We start from the raw sequence: 16002 nt of genomic DNA on the forward strand, positions 1-16002 counted from the left end.
CGGCGGCGGGTCCGGGATTTCGGGTGCAAGGGAGATGTCACAATGAAATATGGCAAACGCGAGCGAATCAGCGGTGCGGTCATCCTGCTGGCGTTGGGGGTGATCTTCATCCCGATGCTCTTCGATGAGCCGCCGGCCCGTGATGAGCGCCCGAGTCCGGTGATGACGCTTGGCAAGCCGGTGGATATCGATCGCTCCAACGTCGATGAGCCGCAGCCGCCCAGTGAGCTGAAGATCGGCACGGATGTGCCGATTACCTTCGTCGATAGCAACGGCAAGGTGCGTGACAGTGACCCGGGTGCTGGCAGTGGCAGCGGTTCCGAGTCCCCAAGCCGTGTCGCCGAGGCCGAGCAGTTGTCGCCGACCCGCTCTGTGGCCAGCAGCGAGCCGCAGTCAAAGCCGAAGCCGGAACCCGCTGCCAAGCCGGAGCCCAAGCCCACTCCCAAGGCTGAACCCAAGCCCGCGCCCAGTTCTGAGCCAAAGCCTGCGGTGGCCTCGAATGCGCCTTCGTCTTCCGCCGGTGGCTGGGCCGTGCAGGTCGGCAGCTTCGGTGACCCGGCCAACGCCGAGCGTCTCCAGAAGGAGCTGCAGGGCAAGGGCTTCGCGGCATACCGGATTCCGCGTGGCAGCAAGTTGACCGTTGTCTTCGTCGGTCCGTACAAGTCCTCCGAGATCGGTGAGTCCGCACGCTCGCGCCTGCAGCAGCAGGTCAATATCAAGGGCCTGCTGGTACGGCGCAAGGAGGGTGAGTGAACGAGCTGGTCTGGATCGATTGGCTATGTCTGGGCTTGATCGGGATCTCGGTACTGCTGGGGCTGATGCGGGGCCTGCTCAGCGAGGCCCTGGGCCTGGCGGGCTGGCTGGTGGCTCTGGTAGCGGCACGCCAGTTCGGCGCCGAGGTGGGTGGCCTGCTCGATGAGGTGATCGTCTCGCCTGGCATTCGCACCGCGGTAGGGTTCGTGCTGGTGGTGATCGCGAGTGTGCTGATCTGGGGGCTGATGCTGCGCCTGCTGGAACGCTTGATTCATGCGGTCGGCATGGGCGGTTTCAATCGTCTGCTCGGTGGCGTGTTCGGCGCATTGCGCGCGGCGGTCATACTGGTATTGATCACCGCCGTGGTAGGGCTGACGCCCCTGCGTGACAGCGCCGACTGGCAGGCCGCGCAGCTGCGGCCGACGCTTGAGCAGCTGCGCGACTGGTCGTTGGCTCGCTATCGTGAGTGGGATACGAGCGGTGACTGGGGCCAGAGCGTGTCGCTGCCGGATTCCGCCAGTGGCACCCGGCTCAAGCAACAGGCCAGCGGCCTGATCGACAGCGCCCAGCGAGAAGGGCGTGAGTTGAGCGACAGACTCAGCCAGCAGGCGCTGCAGTCGTTCACGCGCCAGGATTCCGCGCAGGAGCAGCCCTCGCTGGAGGCGTTGCTCAGAGGCAGTACCGCTGGCGAGGCCGAAAGCCGCAATGTGGGCGGTGAGCAGTGACAGGCAGGTTTTTCAGCGCCGGGCATCGTGGCCCGGCGTTGTCGTTTTCAGCATTCGGCACGTGTTGCTGAAGCCTCATGCCGGCAGTCGAAGGGGTTGACCCATCGGTCAGGTGTTGCCTGCATGGGGGGCAGGCCTGACAATTGCGCCGTGTGAGCACTCATATTGCCATATGGACGGGCGCCGGCAGCCGCCAGCGTGCGCTTCCCTATCCAAGTGTGTATTAGTGAGGTAATGACGGGATGTGCGGGATTGTAGGTTTGATGGCCAACGCCTCGGTCAACCAGGCGCTGTATGACGCGCTGACCGTATTGCAGCACCGCGGGCAGGATGCCGCGGGCATGATGACCTGGCACGAAGGTCGTTTCCTGCTGCGCAAGAGCAATGGTCTGGTGCGTGATGTCTTCCGCACTCGTCACATGCAGCGTCTCAAGGGCAACATGGGGATCGGCCATGTTCGCTACCCGACCGCCGGCTCCTCCAGCGAGGCGGAATCACAGCCGTTCTATGTCAACTCGCCTTACGGCATCACGCTGGCGCACAACGGCAACCTGACCAACTCCGAGCAGCTCAAGCAGGAGTTGTTCTCCTCTGATCTGCGTCACATCAACACCAGCTCCGATTCCGAGGTGCTGCTCAACGTCTTCGCTCACGAGCTGGGCAAGCAGGGCATGCGTCTGGGTGCCGGTGATGTGTTTGATGCCGTACGTCGTGTGCATCGTCGCTGCAAGGGCGGCTACGCGGCGGTCTCGATCATCAACGGCACTGGCCTGGTCGCTTTCCGCGATCCGCACGGTATCCGTCCGGCGTGTTTCGGCAAGCGTGACTCCGCCGAAGGCGTCGAATACATGATCGCCTCCGAATCCGTGGCGCTCGACGTCGCCGGCTTCGAGCTGATCCGTGACCTGGCCCCGGGCGAAGCGGTATTCATCGATATGGAGCGTGAGCTGCACACCCTGCAGTGCGCGGATGATCCGGTTCTCAAGCCGTGCATCTTCGAACACGTCTACCTGGCGCGTCCGGATTCCCTGCTCGACGGCGCCTACGTCTACGGCACCCGCATGCGCATGGGCGAGAAGCTGGCCGACAAGATCGTGCGTGAATGGCCGGAGCAGGACATCGATGTCGTGATTCCAATCCCCGATACCTCGCGCACTTCCGCCCTCGAGCTGGCCCAGCATCTGGGAGTGACTTACCGCGAAGGCTTCATGAAGAACCGCTATATCGGCCGTACCTTCATCATGCCGGGTCAGACACTGCGCAAGAAGTCGGTGCGTCAGAAGCTCAATGCCATCGATATCGAGTTTGCCGGCAAGAACGTGCTGCTGGTGGACGATTCCATCGTGCGCGGTACCACCTGCAACGAGATCATCCAGATGGCGCGCGAAGCGGGCGCCAAGAACGTCTACTTCGCCTCGGCAGCACCGGCGGTTCGCTACCCCAATGTCTACGGCATCGACATGCCGGCGGCGGAAGAGCTGATCGCCCATGACCGTACCGAGAAGGAAATCGCGGACCTGATCGGCGCTGACCGTCTGTTCTATCAGGACCTCGACGACCTGAAGGACGCCTGTCGTGAAGTCAACCCGGCGCTGGATGAGTTCGATTGCTCCGTGTTCGACGGCGTCTACGTGACCGGCGATATCGATGAAGCCTATCTGAACGACCTGCGTGCCTCGCGCAATGATGGCGCCAAGAGCGCTGGCGAGACCCACGCGGTAGTGGATCTGCACAACGATTCCGAAGATATCGACTGATCCGGCTGCCTGTCATCCTTGGCTGGCAATCACGCGATGAGCGAATCGCAACGGGCTCCGGAGAAATCCGGGGCCCGTTGCGCGTTCAAAACCGGTAACATTGGCGCATCGCTTTTCCTTCTTCTTGCTGTCGACACGACCCGAAATGCTGAAGACGCGACATGTCACAGCGGCGCGTGGCGCTGAATCGTGATTCACAGGGCAGTAGATTCCATCAGTAGAGGTACTGGACACCATGCACGACGACAATCTTTCCCGCGCCGGTCTTTCCCGCGATGAGCTGGGCCTCGAGACGCTTGCCATCCGTGCCGGTCACCTGCGCGGTGCCGAGCAGGAACACGGCGAGCCCATCTACACCACCTCAAGCTTCGTCTACGGCAGCGCCGCTGAGGCCGCAGCCAAGTTCGGCGGTGATGAAGCCGGCAACATCTACTCGCGCTTCACCAATCCGACGGTGCGCTTCTTCGAGGAGCGCCTGGCGGCGATGGAAGGCGGTGAGCGTTGCGTGGCGACCAGTTCCGGCATGGCCGCGATCATGTCCACCGTGCTGGCGTTGCTGGAATCCGGTGATGAAATCGTCGCGTCGCGTTCCATCTTCGGTTCGAGTGTCAGCCTGTTCACCAAGTACTTCGGCAAGCTGGGCATCACCACGCGCTTCGTCGAACTGAAGGATCTGGACGCCTGGCGCGAGGCGATCACGCCGGCCACCAAGCTGCTGTTCGCCGAGACGCCATCCAACCCGCTGTCCGAGCTTGGCGATATCAAGGCTTTGGCTGCGCTGGCCCATGAGAACGACGCCTGGCTCGCCATCGACAACTGCTTCTGCACGCCGGCTCTGCAGCGCCCGCTGACGCTGGGCGCCGATATCGTCATCCACTCCGCCACCAAGTATCTCGATGGTCAGGGCCGGACGCTGGGTGGCGCCGTGGTCGGAAGCTCTGCGCTGATGGAGGAGGTCTATGGCGTGGTGCGTACCTGCGGAACGTGCCTGAGTCCTTTCAACGCCTGGGTCTTCCTCAAGGGCCTGGAGACGCTGAACATTCGCATGGAAGCCCACTGTGCACGCGCGCTGACGCTGGCACAGTGGCTGGAGGCACATCCGGCCATCGAGCGGGTGCATTATTCCGGGCTTGAGAGCCATCCGCAGCATGAGCTGGCCAAGGCCCAGCAGAAGGCCTTCGGTGCGGTGCTGGGGGTGGTGGTCAAGGGCGGCCGCGAGGCGGCCTGGTCGGTGGTCGATGCGACGCGCATCCTGTCGATCACCGGCAACCTGGGCGATGTGAAGACCACCATCACGCACCCGGCCACCACGACGCACGGTCGCCTCAGCGATGACCAGAAAGCGGCCGCCGGCATCGAAGAGGGCCTGCTGCGTGTTGCCGTTGGCCTGGAAGATCTTGATGATATCAAGCGTGATCTTGCGCGCGGGCTTGATCGGCTCGCGAGCTGAGTCCCTTGACGTCTGCCTTTGCGCACCCACGCCCGGTTCTGCCGGGCGTGGGTGTCTCTGGACAAATGTCGCTGGTGTTGCCCGCGAGGGTTGGCGTCCGTTCGGGCACTGGTTAAGCTCTTGCTCAAAGAACCTGTCAGATCGATGATCAGGTGGAGACTGTCATCAGGAGCACCTCATGTGGCGTAATTCTCGACGGGGCTGGGGCTGGCCTGTCATCGTGATGCATTGGCTGTCGGCGCTGGCCATCGTCGGACTCTTCGCGCTGGGCTGGTGGATGACGTCGCTTGGCTATTACGATGCCTGGTATCAGCTCGGCCCGTGGTGGCATCGCTCGGTCGGGGTGATATTGCTGGTACTGACGCTGGTGCGGCTTGCCTGGCGCTGGAGCCAGACGACCCCGCAGGCTCATGGTACGCGCAATGAGCAGCGCGCGGCCCTGATCGGACATGTGCTGCTCTACGTGCTGATGCTGGTGGTGATGATCTCGGGCTACCTCATTTCCACCGCTGACGGGCGTGGTATCAAGGTATTCGATCTCTTCGAGGTGCCGGCAGTGATCTCGGGGCTGAAGGATCAGGCATCGCTGGCAGGTGAGGTGCATTGGTATGCTGCCTGTGCGCTGATCATCCTGTCGCTGGGGCATGCGGCGGCAGCATTCAAGCATCACCTGCTGGATGGGCAGGACACGTTGCGGCGCATGATTCGGCCGCTGCGCTGACGAAAAGGAAGGCGTTGGGTACGGCTCGAACGCCAGATGTGACGAAACCTCTCAAGGAGCATCAACATGAACAAGACATCCTTCCTCGGCAAGTCACTGGTGGCGGGCCTCATGGCGGCGTCGTTGCCACTGATGGCGGGTCAGGCACAGGCCTCCGATTACACGATCGATACTGATGGCCAGCACGCCTTCATCCAGTTCAAGATCAGCCATCTGGGCTATTCCTACGTGCTGGGACAGTTCAAGGAGTTCAGTGGTGATTTCTCCTATGATCAGGGCAAGCCGGAAGACGCAAAGGTGTCGGTGGAAGTCGATGTCGATAGCCTGGACAGCGCCCACGCCGAACGCGACAAGCACATCAAGTCGGCCGACTTCCTGGATGTCTCTCAATATCCGACGGCGACCTTCACCTCGACCGGTTTCGAGTCCACCGGCGATGGTTCCGGCAAGCTGAAGGGGGAACTGACGCTGCACGGCCAGACACAGCCCGTGACTTTGGACGTGGATCATATCGGCGGCGGTGAAGACCCGTGGGGCGGCTATCGTCAGGGCTTTGAAGGCACCACCACGCTGGAGCTCGCCGACTACGGCATCGACACGTCCAAGCTTGGCCCGAATGCGGCTACCGTCGATCTGTATCTGGTCATCGAAGGCATCCGCCAGTAAAGACGGCAAGCGCAGGGTACTGGTACTGACTTCAGCGCCGACAGCGTGCACTGACGCCGTGGACTGAGCACCAGCGCTTTGCTACCCAATCACATGCCTCTCGACACGAACGCCCCTGCCAATCGGCAGGGGCGTTCGTGTTTGTGCAAGGTGCTCGTGTCACGGGGAGCGTCGTTCAGGCGTCAGCCGCGCAATGCCAGATAGCCACCCGCCCCGATCATCAGACCGCCGGCGCCGCGATTGAGGCGTTTGACCGCCTTCGCCGAGCGTAGATAGCGGCGGACACGGCCCGCGAGATAGCCCACCGGCACCACGCCCAGCAGCAAGGCGCTCAGGTTGAGTCCGGCGGCGATCACGATATCGCTGCCGGACAGCCGGGTGATATCCATGAAGGTGGGCAGGAAGGCGATATAGAACAGGATGACCTTGGGGTTGGATGCCGAGATGAGAAAGCCCTGCAGAAAGCCTTTCCACCAGTTGCCGCGTAGTTTGGGAATCTCAGCTTCCTCCAGCGTCGGTGAGCTCGTCCATAACTGGTAGCCGAGATAGAGCAGGTAGGCGGCGCCCAGGATACGGATGACCACGAAGACCTCGCCCCAATGCGTGGCCAGCGCCGACAGGCCGAACACCGCCGCCAGCATGTAGCAGACATCACTGAGACTCATGCCCACGGCCATCGGCACGCAGGCGTTGCCCCCCTGACTCATGCCGCGTGCCAGCAGCGCCAGGATGCCAGGCCCGGGGGTGATGCCAAACAGGAAGATGGCAACGAAGAAGGTCAGCCCGCTTTCAAAGGTCATGAGAGATTCCTGATGCATAGAGGGGAGGACAGCGCTTCCAAAGCGACGATGCAATCAAGCGCGTCGCGACGACTGCGATAGCGCCAAACGCAAGCCACCAGAGTAATGCAAAGTGCGGCGGCGGGGGAGAGCTGAAGGAAGAGGAAAGAAAGGAGAGAAGAGAGAGTAGAGAGAGTAGAGAGAAGAGAGAGAAGAGAGAGAAAAAGGAAGAATCGTGTAACAGGGCAGCGGCATGATCCAAGGCAAGCGCGAAGCAGGCGTTCTGTGGCATATAAAAGCGCCAGCCGGTTGCCCGGCTGACGCTTGGTGCTGCATATGCACGTTTTCGTCGGCGCGCACCTTGTGACAGTGCGTCACCTGATGGTGGCTCTCCTTCTTCATTCCTGCATCTGTCGCCAAGAGGCTCAGGCGCTCAGGCACTTGGGCGCTCAGGCGCTCAGGCGCTCAGAACAGGGTTTCACGTATCGGGGGGCATCGGCATCGTGGCTTCTGCGCGGCGGGGCTTCAGATGAGACGACGCCGCAAGTTGCGATGCGTCTCGCTGCGATGGCTCGCGAGCAGTCCGTTGCTCACTCGCAGTCGTTGAGGACGGCGTCCGGGAAATGACGACGCAGCATGCGGTTCTGGAACTCGTCGATGAACGAGCAGTTGATGATGATGATGAAGCGTTCGAAGTGCTCGCCGGCGTTCTCCTGGGTGATGGAGCTGACACTGTGGAACAGCTGGTCATCGTGGATATGCAGGACCTCGCCCGGTGCCAGCTCCGTGGTGGTCAGCAGCTCTTTGCCCGCCTTGTCCTGATAGAGGGTGTTGATGGCGCCACTGACATTCTCGCGGTTGAGCACCAGGATGCTCAGGTACTTGCAGCCATCGGCGTGGATGCCCTGACCCTGGAGAGGGTCGATGGTGCCATCACCGCGCACGCCGGTGATCTGCATCAGGATCGGTTCACGCGGGCCGATACCCCACATGTCGGCCCATGCCTTCACGAAGGCGCGCACATCCTCGCGCTCGGTGAAGCTCTCTTCCAGCGGTGCGTAATAGCGCAGACGGTCAGCCATGCTGGCGGCGTCATTGAACTTGCCGCCCTGTGCCATCGGACATTCGCCCAGCGTCTCGACCTCATGCTGGTCGTTCAGGTGCAGCCAGGACATGCGCTTCCAGCGGGTGTTGACGTAGGGGTCGCGCGGCAGATCCTTCAAGAAGCCCTGCCAGGCCTCGAGATCGATCTGGGAGGTGATGGAAGCCTTGCTCCAATGCTGGCGTGCCAGCTCCTCGTGGACTGCCTCCGGCCAGTACTGCGAGGCAAGCGGTAGGCGCAAGGGGGCGGTGTCCGTCTTGGGGGCCGGGTAGTGCTCCACCAGGCCGCCCTGTTCCAGGGTGATCTTGCGGGAAGAGTCGGCCAGTTGACGTACGCCACGATTTGCGATGTTCATATGAAATTCCTCGACGTTTTGTGCGCTTGGGCGCAGATGGAAGGTGTTGCGTTGGCAACGTCGAGGAGAATGGGAAGGTGCGCACGAGATAGTCAAACCCGTACCATGGCGGTAACACGCTAATCTCGCGCAAGTATCATCAATATGGGTACATGGCCAGTATCGAGGTATGAGTAATCTAATCGACTGGTATTATGTAAGTCATTGGCGCTATTCTTCGCCCTTTGCAGACGAGCAGCGCAACGCATGTTCAGGCCGTCTGGCACTGCATGAAGCGTTGAGGATAGTCATCGAGAGGCGCTGCAAGACGCTGGGTTTACGCGCAGCAGACCCTTAGACTTTTCTCATGACGACAAGAGCTCGTTCTGTGTGTGAGAGAACTCGTTCGAAGTGACATTCCGTCACGAGTTGATCTGCTCCGCCGAAGTCCGGCGAACAGGCGAAGGACGGCAGCGGAGGTATCCTTCAACATGGCTAAAGGGTTCCGCCAGGCCAGCAGGGTCGCCGGAATATTGTGCTCTCGTCCCGTCATCATTGCCGTGGTACTGACGTTGATGGCGGTGGTGGTGTGGAGCCAGAGCATGCTGGGTCGATGGCCAACCGCGTTACTGATGGTGATTCTTGGCGCAACTGCGGGCATCATGCTATCTCGCAAGCGTCAGGTGTCACATCATCAGCATACGCAGGAGGCGGTCATGCAGACGAGTATGGTTGGCCTCTCGACCAGCAAGGGACTTCCCGTCAGTGATCAGCGCTTTCGAGAGCTGTTGGAAAGTCTGCCGCGCGTCGCCGTTCAGGGCTATGACAGCCAGCGCCGCGTCATCTACTGGAACGAGGCCAGCGAGCGGCTATACGGCTATAGCGAGCAGGAAGCTCGTGGACGATGCCTGGAAACTCTGGTGATCCCGGAGACGATGGCAGATGTCGTGGTGGACGCACACCATGCCTGGGTCTCTCAGGGTATCGAGATTCCCTCCAGTGAACTTGAGCTCAAGCACAAGTCGGGTGCCCCCGTGCCTGTCTTTTCCCACCATGTGATGTTGGGGGAGCGCACTGACAACCCGCTGATGTTCTGTATCGATATCGATCTGGCGGGTGAGCGCAAGGTCCAGCGTGATCTGGATTACATGACGCGTTTCGACCCCCTGACGGAGCTGCCCAATCGCCAGACTTTCGAGAGCGAACTCGGTGAGGCGCTCAGTGAATGTCAGCGTCATGACGACACCCTGATGGTGCTGTTTCTCGATATCGATCATTTCACCGAGATCAATGACACCCTTGGTTACGAGATGGGGGACCGTGTCATCCGCAGCGTGGCCAAGCGCCTGCAGGGCTTCCAGCGCAGCCAGGATCTGCTCTCGCGCTTTGGTGGCGATGAATTCGTGCTGGCGATGCCACGTCTGGACTACGAGAGTGATGCACTGTCGGTGGTCGAGCGCATTCGCCAGGACTTCCAGCGACCCTTCGAGATCGAAGGGCGCCAGTTGCTGCTGCGTCTGAGTATCGGCATCAGCCTGTATCCCGAGAATGGGAGCGAGGCGGCCGAGCTGGTGCGCAATGCCGATGTCGCCAAGCATCGTGCCAAGCTGGCCGGGCGCGATGGCTATCAGTTCTTCAATCAGGAAGTCCGCAACGAGATGCTGCATCAGCACCATCTGGCCGGACGTCTGCAGGCGCTGTTGAATCAGGATGGCGGTGGGGAATTGTCGCTGCATTATCAGCCGCAGGTGGCGGCGCGCAGTGAGCGCATCGAATCCTTCGAGGCGCTGCTGCGTTGGCATTCTCCCGAGGGCTATATTCCGCCCTCAGATTTCGTTAAGGTCGCCGAGCGTACCAATCTGATCGAGCGTCTTGGAGACTGGGTCATCCGCCAGGCGTGTCGTCAGCAGGCCGAATGGCGCGCCATGGGGCTGAAGGGCTACCGGATCGACATCAACATCTCCGGACGCCAGGCCATCAGTTCAGATGTCTTCACCCGCCTTGAGGCCTATGTCGAGGAATACGGGCTGACACCGCGGGACATCGGTATCGAGCTGACCGAGAACGTGTTGATCGATGCCGATATCAAGGTGCGCGACAGCCTACGGGCGCTCTACGACCGTGGCTACAAGATCGCCATCGATGACTTCGGCACCGGCTATTCCTCGATGAGCTATCTCAAGTTGTTGCCCGTGACGGCGCTCAAGATAGATCGCTCCTTCGTGATCGAGTGCGCCCAGGAGCCCAAGGACCGCGCCATCATGGAGGCCACGGTCTTCCTCGGTCATCGCCTCGGGCTGGAGGTGGTCGCGGAAGGGGTCGAGAACGAACAGCAGCTGGAGTTGTTGCGCGAGATGCGTTGTGACTTGATCCAGGGCTATTACTTCTACAAGCCGATGGCGGCCACGGATATTCAGCGTCTGTTACTCGGCGGCAACAATCCGCCGAATCGCGCCTCGGGGGGGCTCGCCTCGGACAAGGGCGCTGCAGCCCCTGGCTGTCACTGATACCGGTCGTCATGCGAGCGATTGATGGTGCTTCTCCAGCAAAGGTCTGTTGCTGTTTGGGCTCTTTTTTGTTCGCGGACTAAAAGATATGATGCTGACAGTTGAAGCGCGTCAGGCCGTCACTCTTCATCTCGAGTCCTCCATCTCGGATAAGGACTGGCCACCTGACGTGAAGTCTTCGAGTTGAGCCTGCCATGGCTCCTCGATCATTTCTGCCGAGGATGGCTGCGTCGTTCAATGCGCAGGGTTGTTCGCCCATCCTCGCTTCCAGCCTGCGTTGCAGGTTGCGATGGTTCCTTGAGCGGATTCACGATCTTTCCGGCGTTATCCTCTGGATACATGGCCGGGCAAGCCAGTCCTTGTGACTGGCTTTTTTTATGCCTGTCACAAAGTGTGGCGGCTAGTGGGGCGGAGCCGTCGCCAGTTCCCGGGCGAGCCATTCGCCCAGCGCTTCGGCATGCGGATGGCGAGCACGAGCGCGGCCGACCTGCGGCAATGTCAGTGTCAGGCATGCCTCGGTCTCGACGAAGCCCCAGGGGGCCACGAGGCGCTTGCTGCGCAGGTCTTCCTCCACCAGATAGTCCGGTGCGATGCCGACGCCCAGCCCGACCAGTGTCGCCTCGAGCAGGTAGTTGAGGTGTTCGAACCCTTGCGCGTAATCAAGCCCCTCACTGGATAGCCCCTGGCGTGAGCACCAATCCGGCCAGGCTTGCGGGCGTGATCGGGTATGCAACAGGGGCAGGCCCAGCAGTACCTCGGGGGAAGGGGCGGTGGAGGCCTTGCCCAGCCACTCGCTGTCGGGCCGCAGGACAGGGCCGATGCGCTCGGTGCCCAGCACGCGCGTCTCCTGATGCTCGGCGTCGTCAAAGGGCGGCGTCTGAAAGCGCAGGACACCGTCCACGCCATTGCGCAGCCCTTCGTTGTCCTCACTGGCGGTCAGGTGCAGCTCGAGTTCCGGCAGGGCGTCCTTGAGTGCCCCCAGCCGCGGAATGAACCAGCGTGCCAGAAATGACCCCGGGCAGCTCAGCACGAAGGGCGCCCGCGCATCACTGCGTGCCAGTGCTCCGCACACGCGTGCCAGACCGCCAAGGTGATGACGGGTCGCAGTCGCCAGCTCACGGCCGGCCTGTGTCAGTGTCAGGCCACGTCCGGCGCGATCGAACAGGCGTGTGCCGAGTGCGTCTTCCAGCTGGCGAATCTGACGGCTGACGGCCCCGTGGGTCACATGCAGCTCCTCTGCGGCGCGCGAGGCGCTCTCATGGCGAGCCGCCACATCGAAGGTGCGCAGGGCATTGAGGGGCGGCAGTAGCTCGGTGCGCTCCATGGTGTGTCTCCTGAGCAAGTGCTGGGCGAATGCTGGACGTGTCATTGGTACGGAAAGGTTCACTGCGCGGCAATGACCGTCTCGACCATCTGTGAGATTTTCTCACACATCTTGGCGAATTTATCGTTTTTCTTCCAGTGCCTGCAGCGCTAGGATGATCACCATATCGCTGGCCCCGCAATTGCCTTGCGCATTCTGTGCGACCAGCCACTGACACGATTTCGAGGAGTTCAGCATGAGCCAGACGACTGCTACCCCCAGCCTGCGCCAAGGGCCTGATGCCAAGGGTTTCTTCGGTGATTTCGGCGGCCGCTTCGTTGCCGAGACGCTGATGCCGTTGATCCTGCACCTTCAGCGCGAGTATGAAGCCGCCAAGCAGGATCCGGCATTCGCCGAGGAGCTGGCTGGTCTGTCCGCGGACTATGTCGGCCGCCAGAGCCCGCTGTATTTCGCCGAGCGTCTGACCGAGCAGCTGGGCGGCGCCAAGATCTATCTCAAGCGTGAAGACCTGATGCATACCGGGGCTCACAAGATCAACAATGCGCTGGGCCAGGTATTGCTTGCTCGCCGCATGGGCAAGAAGCGAATCATCGCCGAGACCGGCGCCGGCATGCACGGTGTGGCGACTGCCACCGTGGCGGCGCGTTTCGGGCTGGACTGCGTGATCTACATGGGCTCCACCGATATCCATCGTCAGCAGCCCAACGTGCAGCGCATGCAGCTGCTGGGCGCCAAGGTCGTGCCTGTCACCGCCGGTGATGGCACGCTGAAGGACGCCATGAACGAGGCGCTGCGTGACTGGGTCACCAACGTCGATGACACCTTCTACATCATCGGTACTGTGGCCGGCCCGCACCCGTATCCCCAGCTGGTGCGGGACTTCCAGTCCATCATCGGTCAGGAAACCCGCGTGCAGCTGCAGCAGAAGGAAGGGCGCCTGCCGGATTCGCTGGTCGCCTGCATCGGCGGCGGCTCCAACGCCATGGGCCTGTTCCACCCGTTCCTCGATGACGAGAGCGTCGAGATCATCGGTGTCGAAGCCGCTGGCGAAGGCCTGGAAACTCCGCGTCATGCCGCCAGCCTCAAGGGCGGCCTGCCGGGCGTACTGCATGGCAACCGCACCTTCCTGCTGCAGGATGAAGAAGGTCAGATCGGCGATGCGCACTCCATCTCCGCCGGGCTCGACTATCCGGGGATCGGTCCGGAACACGCATGGTTGCATGACATCAAGCGTGCCGAATATGTCGCCGCGACCGACCAGGAAGCGCTGGACGCCTTCAAGATGCTGTGCCGTCTGGAAGGCATCATTCCGGCGCTGGAGTCCTCTCACGCGCTGGCGGAAGTCATCAAGCGTGCACCGGGCCTGCCGAAGGACCATCTGATGGTGGTCAACCTCAGCGGCCGTGGTGACAAGGACATGGCCACCGTGACTCATCACCTGGCCGACGAACTGGGCCTGAACCCTGACGGCGAGTAAGCCCGGGTCTGTCACGTGTTGCCCGGCGTCAGAGTCGTCAGTCGCTGATCGAGTCTGAGCGCCCCATGCCTTCTTCGCCTGCAGGTGTCATCGATGCCTGCAGGCCAGCAAATTCGGAGTCTATTGATGAGCACTTCCGCTATCGACACTACTGCCAGCCGCCGTCTTGACCGTCGTTTCGCTGCCGTGCGCGCCGAGAATCGTGCTGCGCTGGTGACCTACATCACTGCGGGCGACCCCGGCTACGATGCCAGCCTCGCGACCTTCCTCGGCATGGCGGACGCCGGCGCCGATGTCATCGAGCTGGGCATGCCGTTCACGGACCCGATGGCCGATGGTCTGGCGATCCAGCATGCCACCCAGCGTGCCCTGAAGGCCGGCCAGACCATGGACCACACCCTGGCGATGGTCAGCGAGTTCCGCAAGCGCGATCAGGACACCCCCATCGTGCTGATGGGCTACTACAACCCGATCTATCGTCGTGGCGTGAGCCGTTTTCTCGAGCAGGCGAGCGAGGCCGGTGTCGACGGCCTGATCGTCGTCGATCTGCCGCCGGAGCACGATGACGAGCTGTGCGTCCCGGCCAACGAAGCGGGCATCAGCTTCATTCGCCTCGCTACGCCGACCACTGACAGTGAGCGCCTGCCGGGTGTGCTGGCCAACACCTCGGGCTTCCTCTACTACGTCTCCAGCAATGGCGTGACCGGCGGCGCGGCACCGACTGCCGAGAAGGTCGAGGCCGAGGTCGGTCGCATTCGTGAACATACCGATATTCCGGTCGCGGTCGGCTTCGGTATCCGTACCGCTGAACAGGCGGCACGGATCGGGCGTTTCTCCGACGGCGTGGTGGTCGGCTCTGCCTTGATCGATCTGCAGGCCAATGCCGAGACACCGGAGCAGGGCACTCAGGCCGTACACGCCCTGACCCGTGAACTGGCTGATGCCCTGAAGACCGCGCGTCAGTGATCGCTGGTTAGCGGTCAGCATGCTCCTCACAGGGGCGATAATTAGATAGATAGACAGCAACGCCTCGAACTCTGTTCGGGGCGTTGCTGTTTGTAGGGCACGCGCTATCGGCATGAGTCGGCGTGTCACGGCCATCGCCTCGTTCTCGCTCTCGCTCTTGCTTTCATTCTTGTGAAGCGTGCGCCGGCAGGAACTCGGCCAACCAGTGTGCTATCCGCCCACGTACCTGCTCACTGTCGTGCCATTGCAGCAGCAGGTGGGGTGCCTCGGGCAGGTAATGTATCTCGAGCGTATCGCGTGAGGCGCTCGGCCAGTCATTGACCAGCCGCTCGATGGCCACACGGGGCACGGTGTCATCGCGATCACCGTGGAGCAGCAAGGTGTGCGGCAGCCGTGTGTCTGCAGAAAGCGCCGCGATGTCATCGCTGGCGTGATCCGTGAAGCGGATCAGACCGTAATAGGCATCAAGGCGCACGGAATGCACGACGCGGGAATCCTCGGCCAACCGCCTGGCGGCCACGGGCTGAAGTTCTCCTTCGGGGTACCTGCGGGGTACCTCCACGCTGGTTGCGGGGATCAGGTGCGCCGCTGTCCAGAGCCCTGCGTTGTACAGATAGCGCCAGCGGATGCCACCGCGGACGCCCGGGGCAGCGAGCAGGCTGCCATCGATCGACAGCTCCGGGTGGCGGGCGAGGGCATTGAGTATCACCGAGCCGCCCATGCTTTCGCCCGCCACGATCAAGGGGAGGTTCGGGTGGCGCTGGCGCAGTACCGTGATGGCGTCCACCAGGTCCTCGACCAGCAACGGGGACTCCGGCCATCGCCCTTGCTGGCCGGACTCCCCGAAACCGCGTTGATCATAGGCGTAGGTCACGATGCCTTGTCCGGCCAACCACGGACCCAGATCGGAAAATGCCAGGCGGAAGTCGCCGTAGCTGTGCAGGCCAAGCAGCATGGCGCGTTGAGGGGTTGCCTGCGCAGGTTGCCAGGACTCCCATGCCAGCGATGTGGCGTCGCGGGTCACGAGATGGGATGAGGGGGAGGATCCATCAAGGTAAGGGGCCTGGTGGATGTCATTGGCCGCAAGGTAGCGCGGGCCGCATCCCGATAACAGTATGCAGAGTGCGACTGACACAAAGGGCAGCAGAGCGTTCAAGGAGTGGCTCTCCATGGCGAATGGCGTGATGTGTGTACTACGCCCGAGGCTTCCGTGTGGATCATGCTGTCAGGCATCTGAAGTCTGAGCTGTCAGAGTTGTGGGAGTGATCGCGCTCGATTCAAAGGCCTGTGTGGCGCTCGAGAGCCGGATGATGGTCAACGCCAGTGCCGATTGAATGACGCTGGACTCATATTCAACGCATCGCAGTGGGTTACTATCACTGCTACATAGGCCGCATACTGGTGCCGAGGATCAGGCACGCTGGTGCTGGTAATTCGCCGA

Annotated in this window: 13 protein-coding genes; 9 read left to right on the top strand and 4 right to left on the bottom strand. The window is 61.9% G+C overall.

The genetic code is table 11. From position 1 onward, the window contains the following. The first annotated feature begins 42 nt into the window (after positions 1 to 42). The 6 genes from AC5WNI_RS05165 to AC5WNI_RS05190 all read left to right on the top strand — a co-directional run bounded on the left by AC5WNI_RS05165 (position 43) and on the right by AC5WNI_RS05190 (position 6072). Positions 43 to 753, top strand: a complete 711-nt coding sequence (locus AC5WNI_RS05165; protein ID WP_175088099.1) for an SPOR domain-containing protein — start codon at positions 43 to 45, stop codon at positions 751 to 753. Further along, the gene (locus AC5WNI_RS05170) at positions 750 to 1478 is read left to right on the top strand and encodes a CvpA family protein (RefSeq protein WP_175088098.1); all 729 of its coding nucleotides are present in this window, start codon (positions 750 to 752) and stop codon (positions 1476 to 1478) included. Before AC5WNI_RS05165 ends, AC5WNI_RS05170 begins: the two co-directional genes overlap by 4 nt. A gap of 242 nt (positions 1479 to 1720) precedes the next feature. Further along, complete coding sequence (purF, locus tag AC5WNI_RS05175; protein WP_175088097.1) at positions 1721 to 3235, top strand: amidophosphoribosyltransferase; 1515 nt, start codon at positions 1721 to 1723, stop codon at positions 3233 to 3235. 235 nt (positions 3236 to 3470) lie between these two features. Then, on the top strand, positions 3471 to 4685 hold the full coding sequence (locus AC5WNI_RS05180) for an O-succinylhomoserine sulfhydrylase (protein ID WP_368448514.1): 1215 nt from the start codon (positions 3471 to 3473) through the stop codon (positions 4683 to 4685). Between the two features lie 178 nt (positions 4686 to 4863). Further along, positions 4864 to 5406 (top strand): cytochrome b, encoded by a 543-nt coding sequence (locus AC5WNI_RS05185; RefSeq protein ID WP_175088095.1) that lies wholly within the window; start codon positions 4864 to 4866, stop codon positions 5404 to 5406. Between the two features lie 66 nt (positions 5407 to 5472). Further along, positions 5473 to 6072 (top strand): YceI family protein, encoded by a 600-nt coding sequence (locus AC5WNI_RS05190; protein ID WP_368448516.1) that lies wholly within the window; start codon positions 5473 to 5475, stop codon positions 6070 to 6072. Positions 6073 to 6254: 182 nt separating this feature from the next. Here AC5WNI_RS05190 and AC5WNI_RS05195 read toward each other — a convergent pair whose 3' ends face one another. Beyond that, on the bottom strand, positions 6255 to 6872 hold the full coding sequence (locus tag AC5WNI_RS05195) for a LysE family translocator (protein ID WP_175088093.1): 618 nt from the start codon (positions 6870 to 6872) through the stop codon (positions 6255 to 6257). A 569-nt stretch (positions 6873 to 7441) separates the two neighbouring features. Further along, the gene (locus AC5WNI_RS05200) at positions 7442 to 8308 is read right to left on the bottom strand and encodes a 2OG-Fe dioxygenase family protein (RefSeq protein WP_175088092.1); all 867 of its coding nucleotides are present in this window, start codon (positions 8306 to 8308) and stop codon (positions 7442 to 7444) included. A 695-nt stretch (positions 8309 to 9003) separates the two neighbouring features. On the opposite strand from AC5WNI_RS05200, the gene AC5WNI_RS05205 reads away from it, so the two are divergent. Continuing rightward, positions 9004 to 10794 carry a putative bifunctional diguanylate cyclase/phosphodiesterase gene (locus AC5WNI_RS05205; protein ID WP_254626934.1) on the top strand — a complete coding sequence of 597 codons (1791 nt, stop codon included), beginning with the start codon at positions 9004 to 9006 and terminating at the stop codon, positions 10792 to 10794. A 400-nt stretch (positions 10795 to 11194) separates the two neighbouring features. Here AC5WNI_RS05205 and AC5WNI_RS05210 read toward each other — a convergent pair whose 3' ends face one another. After that, positions 11195 to 12118, bottom strand: coding sequence for a LysR family transcriptional regulator (locus AC5WNI_RS05210; RefSeq protein ID WP_175088091.1), 924 nt, complete (start codon positions 12116 to 12118; stop codon positions 11195 to 11197). 235 nt (positions 12119 to 12353) lie between these two features. Between AC5WNI_RS05210 and trpB the strand changes: the two genes are divergently transcribed. Then, entirely contained in the window at positions 12354 to 13595 is a 1242-nt protein-coding gene (trpB, locus tag AC5WNI_RS05215; protein ID WP_175088090.1) for a tryptophan synthase subunit beta, read from the top strand. A 126-nt stretch (positions 13596 to 13721) separates the two neighbouring features. Next, positions 13722 to 14561, top strand: a complete 840-nt coding sequence (gene trpA, locus AC5WNI_RS05220; protein WP_175088089.1) for a tryptophan synthase subunit alpha — start codon at positions 13722 to 13724, stop codon at positions 14559 to 14561. 163 nt (positions 14562 to 14724) lie between these two features. Here the strand turns inward: trpA and AC5WNI_RS05225 are convergent, their stop codons facing one another. Further along, positions 14725 to 15516, bottom strand: coding sequence for an alpha/beta fold hydrolase (locus AC5WNI_RS05225; RefSeq protein WP_175088088.1), 792 nt, complete (start codon positions 15514 to 15516; stop codon positions 14725 to 14727). Positions 15517 to 16002: the final 486 nt, after the last annotated feature.

Source organism: Cobetia sp. PDI-12MA, from assembly GCF_059507695.1.